Annotated in this window: 16 protein-coding genes; 8 read left to right on the forward strand and 8 right to left on the reverse strand. The window is 45.3% G+C overall.

Going from position 1 to position 20232, the window contains the following annotated elements:
- Positions 1-292 precede the first annotated feature (292 nt).
- From L5M49_RS21930 to L5M49_RS21950, 5 genes are all read right to left on the reverse strand, one after another.
- Complete coding sequence (locus L5M49_RS21930; RefSeq protein ID WP_105250911.1) at positions 293-757, reverse strand: NlpC/P60 family protein; 465 nt, start codon at positions 755-757, stop codon at positions 293-295.
- A gap of 136 nt (positions 758-893) precedes the next feature.
- Complete coding sequence (locus L5M49_RS21935; RefSeq protein ID WP_263147238.1) at positions 894-1631, reverse strand: sulfite exporter TauE/SafE family protein; 738 nt, start codon at positions 1629-1631, stop codon at positions 894-896.
- 235 nt (positions 1632-1866) lie between these two features.
- Positions 1867-3111, reverse strand: coding sequence for an MFS transporter (locus L5M49_RS21940; protein WP_263147241.1), 1245 nt, complete (start codon positions 3109-3111; stop codon positions 1867-1869).
- Positions 3112-3218: 107 nt separating this feature from the next.
- The gene (locus L5M49_RS21945; RefSeq protein WP_105250908.1) at positions 3219-3950 is read right to left on the reverse strand and encodes a LytR/AlgR family response regulator transcription factor; all 732 of its coding nucleotides are present in this window, start codon (positions 3948-3950) and stop codon (positions 3219-3221) included.
- Positions 3944-5617, reverse strand: a complete 1674-nt coding sequence (locus L5M49_RS21950) for a sensor histidine kinase (RefSeq protein WP_317630040.1) — start codon at positions 5615-5617, stop codon at positions 3944-3946. The genes L5M49_RS21945 and L5M49_RS21950 overlap by 7 nt, the downstream gene beginning before the upstream one ends.
- 584 nt (positions 5618-6201) lie before the next feature.
- Between L5M49_RS21950 and L5M49_RS21955 the strand changes: the two genes are divergently transcribed.
- The 6 genes from L5M49_RS21955 to L5M49_RS21980 all read left to right on the forward strand — a co-directional run bounded on the left by L5M49_RS21955 (position 6202) and on the right by L5M49_RS21980 (position 13829).
- Positions 6202-7125: a pirin family protein gene (locus tag L5M49_RS21955; RefSeq protein WP_198573897.1), complete on the forward strand. Its 924-nt coding sequence runs from the start codon at positions 6202-6204 to the stop codon at positions 7123-7125.
- A 282-nt stretch (positions 7126-7407) separates the two neighbouring features.
- Complete coding sequence (locus L5M49_RS21960) at positions 7408-8454, forward strand: ATP-binding protein (protein ID WP_105250906.1); 1047 nt, start codon at positions 7408-7410, stop codon at positions 8452-8454.
- The gene (locus L5M49_RS21965) at positions 8455-9138 is read left to right on the forward strand and encodes a response regulator transcription factor (RefSeq protein WP_131524531.1); all 684 of its coding nucleotides are present in this window, start codon (positions 8455-8457) and stop codon (positions 9136-9138) included.
- A 32-nt stretch (positions 9139-9170) separates the two neighbouring features.
- Complete coding sequence (locus tag L5M49_RS21970) at positions 9171-9872, forward strand: potassium channel family protein (protein ID WP_263266834.1); 702 nt, start codon at positions 9171-9173, stop codon at positions 9870-9872.
- 1 nt (position 9873) lies between these two features.
- Complete coding sequence (locus L5M49_RS21975) at positions 9874-11238, forward strand: TrkH family potassium uptake protein (RefSeq protein ID WP_263206961.1); 1365 nt, start codon at positions 9874-9876, stop codon at positions 11236-11238.
- A gap of 620 nt (positions 11239-11858) precedes the next feature.
- Positions 11859-13829, forward strand: coding sequence for an RNA-binding domain-containing protein (locus L5M49_RS21980; protein WP_263206959.1), 1971 nt, complete (start codon positions 11859-11861; stop codon positions 13827-13829).
- Between the two features lie 431 nt (positions 13830-14260).
- Here L5M49_RS21980 and L5M49_RS21985 read toward each other — a convergent pair whose 3' ends face one another.
- Positions 14261-16600: a TOTE conflict system archaeo-eukaryotic primase domain-containing protein gene (locus L5M49_RS21985; RefSeq protein WP_263266835.1), complete on the reverse strand. Its 2340-nt coding sequence runs from the start codon at positions 16598-16600 to the stop codon at positions 14261-14263.
- Between the two features lie 68 nt (positions 16601-16668).
- Between L5M49_RS21985 and L5M49_RS21990 the strand changes: the two genes are divergently transcribed.
- Complete coding sequence (locus L5M49_RS21990; RefSeq protein WP_012196480.1) at positions 16669-17337, forward strand: DUF6088 family protein; 669 nt, start codon at positions 16669-16671, stop codon at positions 17335-17337.
- The gene (locus L5M49_RS21995) at positions 17334-18401 is read left to right on the forward strand and encodes a nucleotidyl transferase AbiEii/AbiGii toxin family protein (RefSeq protein WP_263147266.1); all 1068 of its coding nucleotides are present in this window, start codon (positions 17334-17336) and stop codon (positions 18399-18401) included. The genes L5M49_RS21990 and L5M49_RS21995 overlap by 4 nt, the downstream gene beginning before the upstream one ends.
- 513 nt (positions 18402-18914) lie before the next feature.
- On the opposite strand, the gene L5M49_RS22000 is transcribed toward L5M49_RS21995, so the two are convergent.
- Both L5M49_RS22000 and L5M49_RS22005 read right to left on the reverse strand, forming a co-directional pair.
- A complete protein-coding gene (locus L5M49_RS22000) occupies positions 18915-19358 on the reverse strand; it encodes a hypothetical protein (RefSeq protein WP_263266836.1) in 444 nt (147 codons plus the stop codon).
- Positions 19359-19412: 54 nt separating this feature from the next.
- Positions 19413-20171: an IS5-like element ISSod6 family transposase gene (locus L5M49_RS22005; protein ID WP_263266837.1), complete on the reverse strand. Its 759-nt coding sequence runs from the start codon at positions 20169-20171 to the stop codon at positions 19413-19415.
- Positions 20172-20232 lie beyond the last annotated feature (61 nt).

Genomic DNA, 20232 nt, shown 5'->3' on the forward strand with positions numbered 1-20232 from the left:
AAACATGCCGAAGTGAAAATTGTCGACATCAAGCATGGAAGAAGCCGCTACAGCTTCGACCTTAAGCCGCAGCTAAAATAGCATAAATGCTCGGAAAAGGGGGCGACTAAAACGTGATGGGGTTCGCGCAACACCGTTTAAACACTCGGAATTTAAAAATTGTTCATTGATGACAAACGCCTTCCCCAAAGCAAAGCAGCATTGGGCCGATAAAAACATGACATAAAGGGAGATTGGCTCAGGCACTCTCACTGCAAGTTGAGCCGTTCAAAAGATAAAAACGATCAAAGGGTTAAATCCGCCGTGCATTCCAATACTTAGACGCCCAATAACTGTTATGCAGGCTCGAAATCTTCACCCCTTGGCTAGTGGAAACGTGGAGAAAATTATCACCTCCTACATAAATGCCGACATGATGTGTGCTCCAGCCCGTCTTGAAAAATACCAAGTCCCCCTTGCGCAGTTGATTTCTCGGCACGGGTTTACCTAAGGCTTGTTGCTCTTCGACTGTGCGCGGTAAGGTCATACCCAACATCTTCTGATAGGCGACAGACACAAAGGCCGAGCAATCTATGCCCCGCTTAGTGCCACCACCAAGGCGATAAGGTACTCCGCGCCATTCAGAATGCAGTTCGGAGATATTGCTATCATTCCAAACCGTGGCGGGTTCAACTTGCTTTACCACAGGCTTAGGTTCTGGCGCGCTAGCACAAGCGCCAAGGCCTAAGGCTAAGATAACTATCAGTAATCGTTTCATAGCTTCAAACTCATTGCAGGCAGATTTCACAGTAACGTAATTTTGAGTTTTTATCAGGTAAATTCAGGGCGGCTGGGGATCAAAACGCCCCAACACCCGCGCACTCTAGCAGACTAATATAACCTAAAGCTTAAAACTATAACGCCGTCCACAATAAACGCACACCCACCAGCACCATTAAAATCAAGATGATGCGTTTAAATAACCTATCGTCAATTTTATCTTGAATGAATAAACCTAACTTTACCCCTAACCATGCAAGCGGCACCAATAACAGAGAAACGATAATATTCTCTTGGTTAATCTGCCCAAGCAAACTGTAAGGAACAAGTTTAACCAGATTCACCACCGCAAAAAACACCACGGCAGTGGCTAAAAACTCCGTCTTAGCTAAACGCAACGGCAACAAATAAGCGTTGAGTGGCGGCCCGCCCGCATGGGCAACAAAGCTCGTAAATCCGGCGGTTAAGCCACACAAGCGCCCAATCAGAGGTGAAGGTGATGCTTGAGTTTTATCCCCAAGGATCAAACCATACAAACCAAAACCGAGGGACACACAGCCTAGAATCGCCCGTAAGTAATCTTCGTTTAATCGATCGAACAACAGATAAGCGATAAAAATCCCCACAACCGCCGCGGGCAATAGTATCCATAAATGACGCGGATTATGTTGCCCCCACCATGATCGTACACTTAAAAAATCCATATAAATCAGCAGTGGTAACATGACTGCTGCCGCTGTAGCAGGGCTAATGGCCAGCGCCAATAGCGGGACAGTTAATCCGCCCACGCCACCCGCAAAACCTGATTTAGAAATCCCAGTAATCAATACTGCAGGTATCGCCACCAACCAAAAAAGAGGGTCCGTTAACATCAACACATCCTGAATAACGCTTTAAGGCTATCAAGTTACCTGTTGTTGGTGTGATAAAAAAGAGGCTGCACTGAGCTAACATCAAAAGTGTAATCACATAGATAAGTCAGCGAGCCTAAACGTGAGTAACAACCTCGCCCATAAAATACGGGATAAACAGTAAAAAATCCGCAGCCATTTGGCTGCGGATTTTTTATGTTAGCTTTTGGCTAAAGAAGAAAAGCTTAGCTTGCGCCTATGCAGATTCAGCCGTCATATTCACTAAGCGAGATGCACTCTTAGTCACTCTCTTAGCTGACGCAGGAATTTTGGGCTCTGGCATACGAATGGTTAATGACATGACTAACGCCACCACCAGTAGCACTAAAATCACGTTAAAGGTTGCAATAAATCCACCAAATAACGAGGCGACAATCGAACCGATAATACTGCCGATACCGAAACCTAAGTAGATAACCCCATAGTTTTTAGTCAGGTTATTCAGGCCGAAGAAGTCGCTCACCAGTGATGGATAGACAGTAATAGTGCCACCAAAGCTAAAGGCAACGCAGGCGACCGCGACGAAGAACAGGTTAGCATTCAAAGGAATGAACAACAGTAACACCATACCGACTAAGGTGATGATCTGCGCCAGCGAAATAACCCGAATGCGGGGGATTTTGTCCGACAGAATACCCAGCACTAAACGACCACTGAGGTTCGCCATAGCAATCACAGCAACAGCATTGGCGGCGACCAGTACAGGCAAGTCGACCATCTTCTCGCCGATATCTTTAGCCACACCAATCACATACAAACCACTCATACAGGCAGACAGGAACATCAGCGCCAGCATCCAGTATTGCGGCTTACGCATGGCTTCTGCGAGGGTGAAGTCGCGGCTTTCGGCCTGCTGACTTGCGGCTGATTGTGCAGGCGCATCTTTCATCAACATACCGCCACATAACACCAGCGCCATGGCGATCAGGCCCCACAGTTGGAAGGTGGTTTCAAGGCCAGTGTTTTCGAGTAACAGCACGTTAATGTATTTAAATCCGAGGCTACCTAGACCATAAGCGCCAATCGCTAACGCCGAAATCAGCCCTTTGCGTTCGGGGAACCACTTCACGCAGTTAGACAAGGTCATCAAGTAGCCAGTGCCATCGGCAAAGCCCACTAAAATCCCTGCGCACAGGTAAAGCATCATCAAGTTACTGGCTTGGGCAGTGAGTAAGAATCCAACGCCGAGTAACAGGCCTGCGCCTAAGGTGACATTACGTACGCCAAAACGTTCCTGTAATTTGCCCGCCATGGAAGATGCCACGGCCAAAGACAAACTCAGCAAACCAAACACAAATGCCACTTGGCTGACGGGTTCGTCGAGCTTAACGGCCAACTGCGCATTGAACAGGCTCCAAGTGTAAACTGAGCCGAGTGCAAACTGGGTGATAATAGTACCAACTAAGGTCAGGTACCGAGTACGGTTCATCTCTTTAGTCATGATGCATCTCGCTTTAGGGGATCAGGAATTGAGCCCACTATAAGAGAGATGCGATTCGCGCCGATCAATTAAGGCATGAAATACAGATCTGCAGGAATGAATGACAATTACAGCCTCATCAGCTGTCGAAAAGCCTTAATATTACTACGGCTAACGGGCACCTCGAACGACAAATCATGCAACCTAATCAGGTAAGTACTATTGAACCAAGGCACGATTTCGCGGATTTTGTTGATATTGACGCAATAGGAACGGTGACAGCGGAAAAAGCCCTCGGCGGGCAAGCGGCTGACAAACTCACTGATGGTCATCTGCATCACATAACGGTCGGTGCGGGTGTACACATAGGTGAGTTTTTCATCGGCCTCAGCATAATAAATTTGCTCGCAGGGCGTGACGATAATCCGCTCACCTTTGACTAAATTCACGGTTCGACTGGTGTTACTCGCGGCCTCATGTTGTGGCTTTGGTGCTTGTCGTCCCACCTGTTCAATCTTCTGCAATAAGCTAATGATCCGCGGTTCATTGTAGGGCTTGAGAATATAATCGAAGGCTTCGAGCTCAAATGCTTCTACTGCAAATTCTTTATAGGCGGTGACAAACACTACATGGGGAGGATGGGTTGATTTATGCAGATTCTTCGCCAACAAAAGGCCATCAATGGACGGTATTTGGATATCCAAAAACACCACATCGACCTCGTGATCCTGCAAATATTTAAAGGCCTCTAAGCCATCCTCGAAGCTAGCCACTATGTCTATCTCACTGTGACTCTTCACTAAATACTCTAGCTCCTCACGGGCGAGATATTCATCTTCAACTATGATGGCTTTTAACATACTTGCGCCTCATTTTCCGGTAAGTAAAAACTGACTTCAGTCCCCGGCTCGAGCCGTTTAAGCTGCAAACCTTCGCCGTACAATAACTTCACTCTCTGGTGCACATTCATCAGCCCAATACTGCTACTTTCTACACGGCCAGCAGCTACGCCATCAATCACCTCTTGGCGGATCCCATAACCAGTATCGCGTACGGCGACGCGAATGCCTGCATCGAGTTTTTTCACTTCTATGGTCACTCTGCCCGGTGCACTACGCGGTTGAATGCCGTGCAAAATCGCGTTTTCCACCAGCGGCTGTAACAAGAGGCAAGGTACACAAAAATGCACATCGTCGACATCGAAGATCACTTCAAGCTTGTCGCCAAAACGCGCCTGCTCAATCGCCACATAATCACGGACTTGTTTCACTTCTTCTTGGATATCAATCAGCTCATCGCCTTTAGCCAAGTTATAGCGCAGATAATCGGCCAGATTAGCAATCAACTGCCGCGCCTGCTGTGGCCGAATACGGATCAAAGAAGAAATCGCATTGAGGGCATTAAATAAAAAATGTGGATTAATCTTGCTCTGCAACGCCGTAAACTCCGCCTTGCGGGTCATCTCTTGCAGTTGCTCGATACGCGACACTTCCATCTGGGTCGAAATCAGCTGCGACAAACCCACAGCCATCTCCCGCAACGAGCTAGTGATACGATAGGTATTGCGATAGTAAATCTTCAGCGTGCCACTCACAGTGCCGTTTTCGCGCAGCGGGATTATGATGACCGAATGAAAATCCGATAAATGATATTGGCGTAAGTCATTGTTAATAATGTTTTGATCTTGCTCTATCGCCCTTTGAGTCATTTCGCTAATCGCTTGATGACCATCGACCTCGTAGTAATCTTTGCCAACGCCCATATAGGCTAATACATCGCGAGTATCGGTAATGGCCACGGCATCGGCGTGGATTTCATTACGGATCACTGAGCACACTTGCTCTAGGGCGTGGCGGTCAATTTTACGGAAAAAGGGTAAGGTTTTGTTGGCAATATCCAGCGCGAGTTTGGCCTGCTTGGCGGCAATCAACTCTTTCTCATCGTCGAGGTCCTGCACTAGCTTGATGATTAGCCCGATACACACAGTGCCCGCAATCATGGGATAGGCAATGTGATTCACAATATCGACACCCACCTCGTGTGGCTCTGTCAGCAATAAAATCAACAACATGGTCAGTGTTTCGCACAACATGCCCGCCACAATCCCATAAATCCACAACTTAGATTTGGGGCATTTGTAATAAATCCACGTCGCCATAAGGCCGGCAATAATGCTGGCGATTAAACATGGAATAGAGGTATCGCCATCCATATCAATCAGATATCTATGTAGCCCCGACAGCACGCCCGCAGGAATGCCAACCCAAGGGCCAAATAGAATCCCGCCAGAAATAATCGCGATAATCCGCACGTTGACCAACGCGCCTTCAACCTCAATACCGGTATAAGTACTAAACACTGCAAATAAGCAAAATATCGCCGCCACAGAAACCAACTCTGCGGGGGTATGATTACGCTTTTGGAATAAACGCTGAAACGGTCGAGTGCGAGTTAAAAAGAACAAGGTCATCAGCATCAAGGCCGCCCGTTCAAATACCGCCAGTAACATCATTTGATTTTCGAGCACGCTTTCTCCTTGATCTATCACGCTGAATCACAGTCCAACGTTATATTTACCAATGATATATTTATGAGTGTTAAGCCTGTACGCTGAATGGATTAAGGTGAAGACAGGCTTTGCCGCCAACACAAGCTCCCATAAAAGATAGACTCGATTTTGCAGATCCAACGTAAGACATGGATGATAAAAATCACCGAGCCCCAAACTTGTCAAACACTCGTATTTAGGCTCGAGTAAAACATCAAACGCTAATGCCCACATAAATACAGGCTTGCTAAAGTAAAGGACAGATAAAAGTCCCATTCACGCGGGCTCAGTCACACATTCGTACTTGAATTAGGCTATCAAAGCGTATCGAAGGACAATTTGAAGATCCTAAAACACGTTAAGTTAACCACTAAAAAGTGCAGTTGCCCTCTATCAGGTCACTGCCACAATTTGCAAAATCGACTGGAATACCCGAAGCTAAAACCTTCGGCTCGAATGCAATATGAGATCACCCCCATGCGAGATTCTAGGTTCACACTTAGCTGCGCTGAACCGAGCCAAACTGAACTGAGCATGCCCTAGTAATGGAATAAGGAGCGAACATGAGTGAACTACAAGCACAGTTTTATGGCGGCCCTAAGGAATGTCCTATTGAAAATGGCCGCATTCAAGCTCAACGGATTGCCCCAAAAATCAGTGATGTCGGCGGCATACCTGTCGCACGGGCTATTCCACAAAAAGAGCGCCGCCTTATCGGCCCTTGGTGCTTTCTCGACCATATTGGCCCAATCACCGACGGCCCGCAGTTAAACGTCGGCCAACATCCACACATTGGATTGCAAACCTTTACTTGGATGCTCGAAGGCGAAATCATGCACAGGGACAGCCTCGGCAGCGCCCAAGTGATCCGCCCAAAACAAGTGAACCTGATGACAGCCGGACACGGCATAGCCCACACCGAAGAGTCGATAGCGGGCCATCACACTATGCACGCAGCCCAACTATGGATTGCCTTACCACTGGAACACAAAGATACCACTCCGAGATTCGATCACTACCCAGAGCTACCGACTTGGCACGAGTCAGGCGTCGAATTCACCCTACTGATTGGCAGTTGGCATCATAAACAGGCGCCCACATTACACTTCTCACCTATCGTTGCCATCGATCTGTTTGCCGCCCATGACGCTGAACTCACCCTGAATCTCGACCCTAGTTTCGAATATGCCCTCATGCCACTGGAAGGCCGCTTCCAAATCGAGGATGACAGTTTTGATAATAACCACCTCGCCTACCTTGGCATGCTACGCGAAACCATTACCATAAAACTCGAGGCGGGTTGTCGCATACTTCTGATTGGCGGCGCGCCATTGGCTGATCCTGTCAGCATTTGGTGGAACTTTGTTGGCCATAGCAAAGATGAAATAGTCAAAGCACAGGCAGATTGGGAAGCCGAAGATCCCCGCTTCGCCGCCGTTACTGGCTATAGTGGCAAACGCTTAGTGCCCCCACCAATACCTTGGTGATGCTTAGCTCAATGACGGGCAAGTCAATGACTCAGGGTTAGTGGTGGATAAGCGCTTTGGCAACATACGTAAGGGCCTGCGCCAGGGTTAAGGCTTACAACATAAGTGTATGCGGTAAGCCTTATCATTTACCCAAAGTGTGATGTGAACAAGCTCGATTTGCCTAAGCTAAGTGCAAGCTAAGCCACTCACAAGGTTACAAATTTTACGGCATTTTTACGCGCTATCTTAAAATGCCTTTGCTAAAGTACAGGCACTTTCTTTATATGCGTCTTTCTATTCATGACTTCATCCATAGCGGCTCCCATGACACAATACTGGCGTTCGCACCCGACTTTATTTACCTTCATAGTGCTAGTGACGGCCATTTTCAGCAGCGCCTTTATCGATCACTTTTCAAACTCGACTATCGCAGTACTGCTGATTTTACAATTGGCCGTAGTGGCCGTAGCCCTACAATGCAACGCCAACTTGGCCTATTTTGCGGCAGTATTTGAGGCGACCAGCTTTAATTTTCTATTTACCACACCACGTTATTCACTACAGATGTTTAATCTTGAGGACATTCTCAATCTCAGTGTGTTTCTGCTTGTCGCCCTCACCACCAGCAAATTAGCCGAACACTATCGACGTCAGCAAGATGCTCTCGAACAAGCTCAGTTACGCAACAGTATTTTGCTGTCGGTTTCCCACGATTTACGCACCCCACTCGCCACTATCATAGGCACGCTCACCACCTTAAAGGAATACATGCCTAAGCTCAGCCCTGACCAAAAGGATGAGCTGATTGATAGCGCGGCGGCCGAAAGCCATCGCCTGCACCAATATATCGAAAACCTGCTGCAAGCCACTAAGTTACAACACGGCGCACTCAAGTTTAGCTTGAGTGAAGACGCCATAATGAATGTATTGCACCAAGCTATTGCCCGTTTTCCAGCCACGCAGCCGCGTATTATCATCAAGAGTGAGGCCGATCTACCGTCACTGATGATCTGCAGTTCATTGATTGAGCAAGCTATTTTTAATGTATTGGATAATGCGCTGCGCTATTCGCCTTCTGATAAGCAAGTCATAGTAAAGGCGTATCAGCAGGGCGATGCATTATTGTTAGATATCCAAGATGAGGGTCTTGGCATAGAACCCGCTCAAGCGCAGGCAATTTTTGAACTCTTTTATCGCCAGCATCCCTCAACCGATAGCGGCTCGGGCCTTGGGCTTGCTGTTGCTAAGGGCATAATTACCGCCCATGGTGGCCAGATCAGCGCCGAACCTGTCGCTCATGGCAGCCTTATTCGTATCGCATTGCCGATAAAAAAGGGAGAGGAATAAATGGCTTATAAGGTGCTGGTCGTCGATGACGAAGCGCAAATCCACACTTTTATGCGGATATCGTTAGAAGCGGAAGGATTCGAATATCATGGCGCCGCCTCGATTGCGTCAGCCCTAGCGCAATATCATGCGCAGCAGCCACACGTGTTAGTGCTCGATCTTGGCCTACCCGATGGTGATGGCATCAGCTTGCTGCAAACCCTACGTCAGAGTGACAAAGTGCCTGTGCTTATCTTAACCGCCCGCGATCAAGAGGAAGAAAAAATTCGTCTTTTGGAAGCTGGCGCCAATGACTATCTCAGCAAGCCATTTGGGATCAGAGAGTTAATCGCGCGCATCAAGGTTTTAGTCCGCGACTTAGTCGATGAACCGCCATTAAGTGATTTACTGCAGTTTGGCGCACTTAAGTTGCAAAAAAGTACCCACCAGCTTTGGCTCGATCAGCAAGAAATCGCCTTAACCAAAAAGGAATTCGCCCTGATGGAGACCTTAATGTCTCACCCTGGTCAGCTCGTTAAACAAACTGAATTACTGCGGGATATTTGGGGTAAAACCCATCAAGAAGACAGTCATTATCTGCGGATCTTAGTCAGTCAGTTACGTAAAAAACTCAATGACAGCAGCGAGCAGCAGCTCATTAAGACGGAAGCGGGCCTAGGTTATCGCTTAACAAACAATAGATAAGCATCTGTTATAAATTAGAAAAGGATATTTTAATGGCACATTTTACCGTTATTGGCTTAGGGCGATTTGGTGTCGCCGCTAGCCTAGAATTGATCCACTTAGGCCACACGGTCACTGGCGTGGATAGTGACCCTAAAATGGTGGAAAAATACGTAGAAGACTTAACCGAAGCGGTTATTTGTGATTGTTCCGACGAAGCCGCACTTCGTGAGCTAGACCTCGCAAACAGTGAAGCCGTACTGGTCACAATTGGTGAGGATATGCAATCAAGTTTGCTGTGCACCTTGGCGCTCAAGAATCTAGGCGTAGAAGTCATTTGGGTCAAGGCCAGCACTAAAGCGCATCACACTATCGTCTCTAAACTCGGCGTCGCCCGCATCATACATCCAGAGGAAGAAATGGGCATACGTGTTGCCCAGTCACTCAACTATCCTATGGTGAACAATTTTCTGCCGATTGGTGATGGTCTCTATGTGGTCGAAATCCATATCAAGCCTCACCTTGATCAAACCACTGTCAGCCAACTCCTCGGCGCTGCACAGGATGATGTTAAAGATGATGCAAAAAGCAATGTGATACGCAATCCTAAAGGCAAAGTCGCCGCCATTATGGTTAAGCGGGATCTGACGGTTTTCAGCAAAATTGATAGTCAATTTATCCTGCAAACGAATGACGCCTTACTGCTCTGCGGTAGCCGTACTGAGCTCAAATACCTAGCGCCAAGGTTGGTGTAACTTGGTTCAATGGCATCCCTCCATCATGGCGATTGAGCATAAACCCAAATCGAGTAAAAAGCTGTTAGGCGCACCGCCCTTTATCCTAAGCGTGAGCTTTGCATTGTTGATCATCTTAGGCACTTGCTTACTCAAACTGCCGGTAGCAACCGAATCTTCTATTACTTGGCTACAAAGTCTGTTCACGGCCACCTCGGCGGTAACAGTGACAGGGCTGGTTGTTGTCGATACTGGCACTGTTTTTACGCCCTTTGGGCAAATCGTCATAGCGCTGTTAATCCAATGCGGTGGACTTGGGCTGATGACCTTCGCCATTGTCACCTTGATCGCCATTGGCGGTAGAATTGGTTTTTTACACCAAACAGTCGCAAAAGAGGCTTTTAATCAAACAGATACATCGACTCTAGTGTCAACGGCAAAATCAGTGTTAGTGTTTTCTCTGCTGGTTGAAGCCGTAGGCATGGCCATTCTTTCCGTGCACTGGAGTCAGGAACTCGGTTGGCAAACCAGCTTATTCCACGGTTTTTTCTACACCATCAGCGCCTTTAACAACGCAGGTTTTGCCCTCAGTGCCGACAGCCTAATGCCCTATGTTGCCGATCCTGTCATTAATCTCACCATCACGGGCCTGCTCATCATAGGTGGCCTTGGATTCTCGGTGTGGATAGATCTTCGTAGGAACAAACGTTGGTCAAAACTCAGCGTTTACAGCCGCATGATGATCACAGGCACTATGATTATCAACGCCGTCGCAGTGATTGCGATTTACTTTATTGAGTACAACAACCCCAATACCTTGGCGCCCTTAAGCGAACTCGGTAAATGGTTAGCCTCATGGTTTCAAGCCGTTACACCGCGCACCGCAGGCTTTAATACACTAGCAATTGACCAACTCGAAGATGGTACAACGCTACTCATGCTGGTATTGATGTTTATTGGCGGCGGCTCATTAAGCACCGCCAGTGGTATTAAGGTGGTCACCTTTATGGTGCTCATCTTGGCAACTTATGGTTATTTACGCCGCGATGAAGCTATTTATGTATTTAAGCGCGAGATCCCCAAAGACACCGTCAGCAAAGCCTTGGCGCTAACCATGATCTCCATTGGCGTCACTTGGCTAGCCATCTTCGCACTGGTATTAAGTGAAAACGCACCGTTAATTGATATCGTCTTTGAGGCAGTGTCAACACTGGGCACAGTCGGTTTGTCCCGAGGTCTGACAGGCAACTTAACGATTCTAGGCCAAGTCATCATCATTTTTATAATGTTCATGGGTCGCCTAGGCCCACTTGTACTCGCCTACTTCCTCGCCAGCCCAAGGACCAAGAAACTGCGCTACGCAGAAACCAAACTGGCGATTGGGTAAATTAATTAGTTGGACGGCAGGCACTGCAAGTCAGTGCCGCCCTTCGAGTCTGTTCACCGCTATAACACCCGTCCGTTTCTTTTAAAAGAACTATTCCGATAGGCTATTCGATGGCTTCATGCCATCGAAAACCATATCAGTGGCACTCTATCTCAGAATTCCCCCAACTGAGTCATTCTTTCTAAGCCACCCATTGTGATCACCTTGAAAAACGACGAAAGCACTCCCGCCATATATCTAAATATCTGATGGCATAAGCTATCCATTGATTACCCACTTCAACCTTTATCCGCTATAGTGGATGTTGCATAATATTCCATTGACCAAACTCCAGCTAACTCATTGCCAATGAATAAAAAACTCACCTTCGCTCTATCAAAGTTCGACTTTTAGACCTTAGCAGAAATACGCTTGGTGATAGCACGAAAGATACTGTAGGTTATATTCCATACTATCAGTGGCTTTGTTTTTATTTGTAGCAGTTAAACCCATTAGTAGAATAAGAAAAGCTAAGGTTTGAATGAAGACTGTTGCTAATTAAGCAAGAACTTTGAGTTGATCAATAACTGAAGCTAATAAGTATGTTTATTAACTAAAAAGTCGGGTGGTAAGCGATAGATATGTTTCAAATACAGGATTTAGTCGACCTTCAAGCCTTATCAGAGTCAGCGGAGTTGGAATTTAAATTGGCTCAAGGACAAGATGGTAAAGGTAAATTACCTGATGATTTTTGGCCAACTTACAGCGCAATGGCCAATTCTCGTGGTGGCTATGTTGTTCTCGGTGTGCGTGAGAAAAAAGGACAACTGACATTAGCTGGGATTGAAGATATAGAGATTGTTCACAAACAATTGTTTGATATCGCAGGGAATAATGCCAAAGTAAACATAAACTTACTGACAAATGATAGTGTTCAAACGGTGAACATTGAAGGAAAATCACTACTAGTTATAGAAATTCCAACAGCTCGTCGTGACCAAAAGCCTATTTATCTGAAAAATCAGCCTATGAAGGAGACTTACACTCGTCTACACGAAGGTGATCACCGCTGTAGTGAAGAACAGGTTAAGCGTATGATGGCAGAGCAGGTAGAAGATAGCCGAGATGATAAAATTCTCACTGGTTTTGACTTCTCTGATATCGACATGGACAGCCTCAAAGCATACAAGAACTTATTTTCAGTTGCTAAACCACAACATCCTTGGCTGGAATTAGACCTTTTTGAACTGTTTAAAAAGCTAGGTGGATGGAGAAAAGATCGTCAGACGAACGTTGAAGGTATAACGTTAGCTGGAGTATTGATGTTTGGTACTTGGGATGCCATTCAAGACGCTGTTCCGAATTATTTTGTTGACTATCGCGAACGAGATGAAGCCAGTGTTGAGCGTTGGGTGGACCGCCTGTACCCCGATGGATCTTGGTCTGGAAACGTGTTTGATTTCTATCGTCGTACATACCGGAAATTGGTCACGGACTTAAAAGTACCATTTGAACTTCAAAATGGTATTCGCTTGGATGATTCAAAAGCCCACGAAGCTATTCGTGAAGCATTAGTGAATACGCTTGTTCATGCAGATTACACAGGACGAAGCTCCATCCTTATCGTAAAGCGACCTGATTTATTTGGTTTTCGCAACCCAGGGTTGATGCGTGTCCCCCCAGAAATAGCAGTAAAAGGTGGTGAAAGCGATTGTAGAAACCGCAGGATGCATCAAATGTTTCTGATGATTGGTGCGGGAGAGCGTGCTGGTTCAGGAATTCCCAAAATATATAGTGGATGGGAATGGGCAAAGTGGCGAACCCCGAAGTTGTACGAAAAATATGAACCGTCAGAGCAAACTCTCTTAGAGTTATCGACCGCAAGCCTTATTCCAGAAGAAGTAACTCAGTTGTTAGCGGTTAAGTTTGGCAACACCACCTTTTATTCACTCAACGAACTTGAGCAGATGATTGTTGTAACCGCAGCAATTGAAGGCTGGGTAAACCACGAACGAGCTTGTCAGCTAACCAGCAAGCATTCTCGTGATGTTACGCTGGCTTTACCTAGACTAGTCGATAAGGGCTTTCTTGTCGCAAGTGGAAAGAAAAGAGATAAGTCATACAGCTTACCAGGAATGGAGTTGCCATCCCCAGAGGAAGTTTTCTCTAATGCGTTAACTCCTATAAATAACTTAACGCATAACGCCAGAAGCTTAACGCATAGCATTGGTAACTTAACGCATAACAACAGTAATGCTATTGATTCGAACGAAACTAGAGATGATAAAGGCAGGTTTATCAGTTCTTTAATTGACAAACCATTTGTCGATAGCCTTGATGTGCTAAGCAAATCATTTCGACAAGAACTTAACGCTTTAGCTGCTCCTGCAAGAGAACAGCGTCGATTAGATACAGTTACGATGAAGTCACTGATTTCTGGCCTCTGCCAAGAACATTACATCTCTGTTTCTGTTTTGGAAATGATATTAGATCGTAAGCCTCAGAGCTTACGACAAAATTACTTGAAGCCTATGATTTCAGAAGGGTTGCTAAAAATGGCGTTTCCTCATAAGCCTAATTCACCAAAGCAGGGGTATACCACGGCGGACTAATTGTACGTTAGGAATCGACTTTTAGTATAAGTAGGTTTATATCTCTAACATCAATAGGCGGAATTACAACTAAGTAAATCTACTTTGTCTTCGTTCTAATTCCCTACTTAAACTATGTAAATACGGAATTAGAACGAAGACAAAGCTGACCGACAACCCTTAATGCCACGCTGCTCTTTTTAGCATTTTCATGAAATAGAAAAGAAGACAATTTCAAGGTATTGATTTTAATTAAAAAATAACCCACCTAAACGACTAGCTTAAGCCACTATACATGTTTCAACTCTTACTCAGCGCTTAGCTTACTTCAGTTCTTCCGGGTTGGCAGGTAGACGCAAAATCCTCACCTGTGGCGTTGAACAAAGATACCGATAGAAATTAACAGCTATTACAGACACTTATTGAAAATAAATGCCTAACCCCCTCCGCCTTTACAAGTCTAAACACAAATTGTTCTGCGGTAGCTCAGCATGCTTATCTAAAATCTGATACCCCATCGCGGCATAACCTTTCGCCCTCTTTTGGTACATTCGGCAGAGCATTGGCAGCGAAGTATCGAGATAATCAAATACAATCACGCGATCTTTTCCCTCAAACTGCCTTTGTATTCTCCCTACATATTGAACTAATGAGCCTTTCCAAGATATGGGCATAACAAGAAATAAGGTATCGAGCTTAGGTAAATCAAAACCTTCCCCAATATATTTCCCTGTTGCAACAATAACTTGAGCACTATTCAACATTCCCATCGCAAGCTTTCGTTCTTTAGTGCCCATAGCCCCACGCAAAAGCAAGACATGGATCCCTCTTTTTGATAATAAATGACCCAATAACTCAGCGTGCTCTCTTCGCTCAGTCAGGACAATGGGGTGTCGTTGCTGCGTAATAGCGGCAAAAATATCATCAACTATAATGTCATTTCGTTGCTCGTTATTTGCGAGCCAACGATATACATCTGCAATATGCGGCCGACTTCCGGCACCGGTGAGCTCTGATGGTACTTCAAATTGCAATTTTGACAGCCTGACCTGTTGTACAAAATTATTCCCCTGATTCGCAACAACATGCCTGATTGGGCCCGCTTGCATAAAAATTATCGGCTGATGACCGTCCTGACGGTGAGGCGTGGCAGTGATCCCAAAAACATATTTAGCATGAACTTCATGCAGCAGTCTTTCATAGTTGGGAGCAGAAATATGATGGCATTCATCAATAATGACGTGACCATAGTCATAAATAATAGGATCAACACTATTATCCTTTCGACTAATCAAACTTTGATAAGTCGCGATATCGATTTGGCCGGTAAATTTGCGTTTCCCACCTCCCATTAAACCGACTTCACAACCCGTCAGAAAAACAGCTAATCGTTCTTTCCATTGATCCAATAACTGCCGACTGTGTACTAACACTAAGGTGTTCACTTTACGTCTGTGGATCAAACCTATTGCAGCAACGGTTTTGCCAAAAGCTGTTGGGGCATGCAATATACCGATATCATGCTTTGCCAATACTTCAACGGCTGTCTTTTGATTTTTTCTCAGCTCACCGTTGAACACTAACCCCTTTAAGATGGTCCCTTGCTGGCGCTTATCTTCCAACTCAATCTCAATCGAATGATCTTTAAGCAAGCTAGACACTTCATCAAAGCAGCCACGAGGCAATGCTAAATAATCATTTTCAACTTCAGCCAAACAAATAAAGCGCGGGATCCCATTGGTTGAAAATCGTAATGCCTGAGTTCTAAAAAACACCGGATTTGAAAAACTCGCAATACGCTTGAGTTTTGCCAACAATGCCAGCGGTAAGGCATCAATACGAATATATAAACGATTAGCCACAACGAGAGTCAGCCTCTGCGGACACCCCGCTACCACTTCTGTGCTTTTAACAAAATTGCGTAACCAAGGAACTCTGTTTGCGTCAGGCTTTACACCTTGCTTACCATCAAGAATGATATTTAATTGAATATCGGTTAGTTTCTTAGTGGATGCTAAATAGGCCCATTGATCGACATAAGGCGCAAAAAAATCATCAATAAATACGCTATTTCCTTGTTGTCGAGGGACATTTTGCAAAGGAAGAGCGATCAAATTACCAAAGCCACCAATGGGTAAAACATCCTGATTAGGGAACAGCCGATCATAAGATTCAAATGACAACCCAGCATGATATTCCATTGCTTTATCAAGCAAGATAAAACCCAATTGCCTCGCAGCTGAAGCGGATACTGGGGTTTCAAAAAATACCCAAATATGAGCACCATTTCCAGATCGAGAGCGTTCCACGCTAAAAGGAACACCTAGCTCCCGACAAGCTTGTCGAAAAGCAGAAACTGCCTCTTGCCAATCTGACTTATCAAAGTCTGCCGCGAGTAACCAACAACGATTATCTTCCAGCAGGGGGTATAAACCTAACGTTTGACGACCTGAAAGATGATCATATATAGCTTGTCGGTCTAACAACTTAAATGCTTGGTTGACGCATTCAGTACACTTAATTTTTGGTTTATGACACTTATCTTGTTGCCACTCATTATGGCAACTCACTGAGTACCCGCTACGTCCTTGCTGGTTCTGCCAGCGGTTAGCATAGATATCTTGTCGTCCCCGAAAAAGCGCCATATAGATATCGATTTTCTGAGAAGCGCTTAAGTGCAATGTGCCAAGATCAGCGTCGAGTAATATAGAGCGTCTTGCCAACAATATTTCACGCTCTCTTGCCAACTCGTCCAGCCTTGCATCAATTGCCCTTAACTCTTCAGCAAACATACTCTCTCCACCAATCATATCTAAACCAATTTATCCTGACGCAAAGTTAGCTATAAACCATATCATTAATGAGCTACAATAAAGTCACATCAATAATATCTGTCAGGATTAAAGCTTTGTCAGTATCAGCGTTAGTTGCCAATAGACTATCTCGAATGAAACGAGGCGTCCCATTTTCTATAGAGAATTTTTATTCTCTAGGCACGACGACATCAGTTCAAAAGGCAATGAGCCGACTAGCCCAAACAGGGGAAGTGGTTCGTGTGGCAAAGGGGTTCTATTCCCGCCCCAAACCTTTACCTAGCATTCCGTCTATCAAGATTACGGCAAAGGCAGAAGACGTCGCGCAGACATGGGCACGGACTCATCACTATAAAATAGCGCCTCAAGGACTAGAATCGGCTTATCGACTTGGCATGCAAACGCAAGCGCCCGTTAAAGCCGTATATTGGACGACAGGACCCAGTCGTGAGTTCCATGTTGGTCATCAAACGGTACAAGTCAAACATACGACAGAAACCAAATTGCAGTGGATAAATAAGCCAGAGGGAACCTTATTGAGAGGCTTGCTCTCTTTATCGCCGGAACACACTTCTGTCGCGACCCTGCTTATGGCGATAAAGCGTTTAAATCTTCTTGAAAATGAAGCAATTGAAGTTATTCGAAAACTCAGTAACAGCCCAATATTGAAAATGTGGCATTCCAAGTTACATCAACTAGAGAGCAACCTCAGATGATGAGCATTTTTGACTGGTACGCAGATAAATCCAAACATCCGGAACTCGCCACCATGTTTGAATATGCCGCTCAGCAACATGAGCATGGCTTAGTAGCTAACTTTTTAGAAAAGGATGTTTGGGTGGCTGAAATACTCCGCCTACTTTATGACGAAAGGCTGCTCGGAGACTGCTCTGTAGCCTTTAAAGGTGGAACCGCACTCAGTAAATGCTGGGGGGCTATTGAGCGATTCTCAGAAGACATTGATTTATCTATCCACTGGGCTGATTTATCTGGGTTATCTGAAGAGGATGAGTTGACCGCGTGGAAAACAAGCACTCAAAGCACTAGCCAAAATAGAAAGTTTAGAGATGCTCAACAAAAACGCTTAGTGCAGTGGAGCAATAACTTAGTTGAAACACTGAATGCTCGATTCGCCCAGTACAACATAGCAGGGCTCTGCGCCAACGTTGAGCCTGACTCTCATGGTGAAAAAATTGATATCCATTTCCCGCGAGTCACCCATAGCGCTAATGACTATCAACTTGATCATATACTATTAGAATTTGGTGGTAGAAATCGCGGCAAACCAACGGAAGTCATCGATGTCGCATGCTACATGGATAGCATTACGGCTTTCCAATCCTTGGCATTGCCCAAAGCAAAAGTGATGGCATACCAGAGAGACTTTATTCTTTGGGAAAAATTAACGGCACTCCATCAATTTGCCACCCAAGAAAAGGAGCCCAATCCAAACAGACTCGCTCGACATTGGTATGATGTCGATTGCCTGTTAAGGATGGGATTTGCAGATCCTTATAATACGCCAGAGGCGATGCTGGCCGTCATCGAGATGAAAAAATACCGCTTCGCAAACCAAGGCGTCGATTACGAAAAAATCCTTCAAGGACAGCTAACACTGATCCCAACACCTAAAAGATTAGACGAGATCGCCAAGGATCACGCCCAGGCTATCGCGGGAGGGATGTTTTTTACCACCCCGGCATCGTTTGACAGCATAGTGACGCGCCTTAACGTCATACAAAACGAACTCAATCAGCATTTTGCTGCATTGCTCAAGTAGCATGAGCCTATGTGATCCGCACCGCAGGCGATCCGTCACACTCACTCAGGTATAGCTGTCGAGCAGGATGAGTGTTGAAAAGAATATGCCTGAGATTCGCTTCAATGGATTTAGTGGTGAGTGGAAAACCTCCCAACTTTCTAAGCTTGCTTTCTTTAATCCTAATGTAATAGCCAATGAGAACAAGCCATTACACCAGAACATAACCGCTGGCCCGTTTGAATTGCACTAGCTTGAGCGGAAAACCTGCAGCTTTGAAATGCAGATGTTGTAAATTCAAAATACGAGCGGTTATGGGTAAACAGGTAAGGAACGTCGCGGCCAGAGGTGGTAGGCAGGCCTTTCCCTTCTTTATACACCCGAAAATCATCTACTAATGCTTTGGTAGCTGTAACGCGTAATAGAACCACTTAATGTGGCTTGTCGTTTATAGAAACGCGATATTCGAGGGTGAATAAGCACGCTGGATTCGCACTTTCAAATGTGACAAAAAACGACTACAACTAGCTTAATTTATATCGGATAGTGTTCTTCTTCGTATGCTTCAACAAAAGAAACTAGCAGCTCAAGTTCATCACCTTCAGGTGAACCTGGCTCCGCATCGAATAAGGCTTCAATCCTTATTAAAGCCATTCTGTAATCGATTTCGGATGGTGTGCTTGATTCAGCAAGCACTTTAATGGCTTTAAGAGTGTCACCATCAAGCGTTCCATTTTTATTAAAGCGCTCAGCCATTTTTAGCAATCTTTCCATTCGGGTTGCGTCGAAAACGTCATCTCTTTGAATTAGAAAATCGCTGTCAGCCTTATCCGTATCTTCAGAATAAGAGCCCCAATCTCTTTCACTTGTAGTAGCGAGTTCATCAGCGTTTGCTGTATGGCGTGTTAGTCCTTCTACAAGGTCTTTTTCTGACAACCGTTTTTTAGCCATGGCACGCATCTCGATTAAAAATGACATTAGATAATTTATAGCATAACTAGGGTCTGTTGATCTTTGCTGTACAAATGTTGTTCAGCAATACATCGGCAGCCACATTAACATAAACGCCAGTGACACCATACTGGCGTAATTTCTTGCTAGCTTGTCATATCTTGTTGATATTGCTCGATAGTGTTTAATTCTTCCAAAAGCATTCTCCACTAAATGTCGATACCGATATAAGCACCAATCGACTCTTTCTTGAGGTGCATTCTTATAGCGGCGCCTCGGAATAACAGATTTCCCGCCTTTATTTGCGATAAGTTCACGAAAAGCATCGCTGTCATAACCTTTATCTGCAATGACGATATCAACCTGCTTCAGGTGCTCAATTAAGCTGGGGGCGTGTGTAATATCGTGTTTTTGGCCTTCTGATAATTCGAAATAAATCGGTAATCCTCCGCTGTCGACGGCTAAGTGAATTTTGGTTGAATTACCGCCTCGACTTTTACCAATACTCTCATTATTTAGCGTCGCTGCACCTGCACTGTGCTGGTGAGCCCGCACTATCGAGCCATCAATAAAGACCCATTCTATATCAGCAAGGTTGGCTAAGGCCTTGAATAAATGTGCTAGAACGCCTTTCTTAGACCATAAATGAAATCGTCTAAAGACCGTGCTCCAATGACCGAACTCTTTAGGTAAATCTCGCCAAGGGATACCTGTTCTAAGGCGGTAAAGAATACCTTCGAATGTTTGTCTATGTTCAGGTTTGTCATAAACACGGCCTGTGCTTTTCATTAAATGAAATAGCTTTTCCCAGCGTGCATCGGTTAGCATAAGTCTTGGCATGGCTTGAGGTTATGGTTACTTTTGGCGAAGCAAATTATAACGTCTTGCCATGCTGTCTAAA

This window comes from Shewanella sp. SM74, assembly GCF_025653725.1.
Classification (GTDB): Bacteria; Pseudomonadota; Gammaproteobacteria; order Enterobacterales; family Shewanellaceae; genus Shewanella; species Shewanella oncorhynchi.